Source organism: Actinomadura logoneensis, assembly GCF_003428695.1.
GTDB lineage: Bacteria > Actinomycetota > Actinomycetes > Streptosporangiales > Streptosporangiaceae > Spirillospora > Spirillospora logoneensis.
Genome location: NZ_QURH01000507.1, coordinates 1 through 1,281 on the forward strand (window position 1 = coordinate 1; position 1,281 = coordinate 1,281).

The following is a 1,281-nucleotide window of genomic DNA, read 5'->3' on the forward strand; positions in this document are numbered from 1 at the left end:
AGCCCGCCGGTGAGCCGCGCGGCGGGCGCCGCCGGGCCGGGGCCATCGCCGGGGCCCTCACCGGAGGCGGGGGCGGCGGCACCGCCGTCGGCAGGGGCATCGGCAGGGGCGTCGGCAGGGGCGTCGGCGGGGGCGCCGGCCTCGGGGAGGGACAGGCTCCAGCGGCCCGACGCGTCGGTCTCGCCCTCCTGGACTAGCCGCCAGGTCTCCGCGTCGTAGTGGTCGAGCCGGACGGGGATGCCGGCCGCCGGGGTTCCGCTGCCGGTGTCGAGGACATGGGTGGACACGCTCATGGCCGCTAGTACAGCAGTCCCCGCCCGTCCGGCCGAAGGGACGCGCGGGGAGGGCCCGGCCGAGCCGCCCGCGAATCGCCCCGGGTACCGTCCCGGCGAATCCGGCCCGGCCGGGGGCGGCGCGGACGGGGGTGTCCGCTATAGCCTTCGGTGAGGCGAACGAGAGGGTCCGGATCCGTCGAATCCGGACCCTGACCGGGCGCGATCCGGGCAGACTGGAAGATCGACACGTTTTCTTCCTCCGCGGCGTGCGGCGCACGGCGCGCGGGGGGACCTGGCAGGCGGGTGGTTCGAAACATGGATCGGGAGACACTGGGGCAGCGGATCCGGGCGCTGCGCATCCGGCAGGGCATGAGCCAGGCCCAGCTCGCGTACCCCGAGCTGTCCGACAGCTACATCTCGCTGATCGAGAGCGACAAGCGGGTCCCCGCGCCGAGCGTGGTCGACCTGCTCGCGACCAAGCTGAGCTGCTCGCCGACGTACCTGGTCAGCGGGGTCGGCGAGGACGTCGTGGACGAGCTGCGGGTCACCCTGGACTACGCCGAGATCGCGCTGCGCAACGGCGCGGCGGCCGAGGCCCGCGCCCGGTTCGCCGACGTCCTGGCCAGCCCGGACGCGGTCGCGCTGCCGGACATGCTGCACCAGGCCCGGTGGGGCCACGCGCTCGCGCTGGAGGCGTCCGGCGACCTGGAGCACGCCATCGCCGAGCTGCGCGCGCTGAGCGCCCGCGCCTCCGCCGAGCACGACCCCGACCAGTGGACGCGGGTGCACGTCGCGCTGAGCCGCTGCCTGCGCGAGCGCGGCGACATCAGCGAGAGCGTCCGCGTCGCCGAGGACGCGCTGCGCCAGCTCGCCGCGTCCGGCGCCGACACCACCGACGCGGCCGTCCACCTGGGCGCGGCGCTGCTCGCGGCGTTCATCGAGCGCGGCGACCTGGTGCGGGCGCGCCAGCTCGCGGCGCAGCTCGTCGAGCGCGCCGACCGCGGCG

General features: G+C 76.4%; 2 protein-coding genes. One reads left to right on the forward strand and one right to left on the reverse strand.

All coding sequences use genetic code 11. The features are described 5' to 3' along the window. A partial coding sequence (locus DZF91_RS23655) for a hydroxyisourate hydrolase (protein ID WP_199486837.1) occupies nt 1-293 on the reverse strand: 293 nt, incomplete at its 3' end. Nucleotides 294-590: 297 nt separating this feature from the next. On the opposite strand from DZF91_RS23655, the gene DZF91_RS23660 reads away from it, so the two are divergent. Beyond that, a partial coding sequence (locus DZF91_RS23660; RefSeq protein WP_117359534.1) for a helix-turn-helix domain-containing protein occupies nt 591-1,281 on the forward strand: 691 nt, incomplete at its 3' end.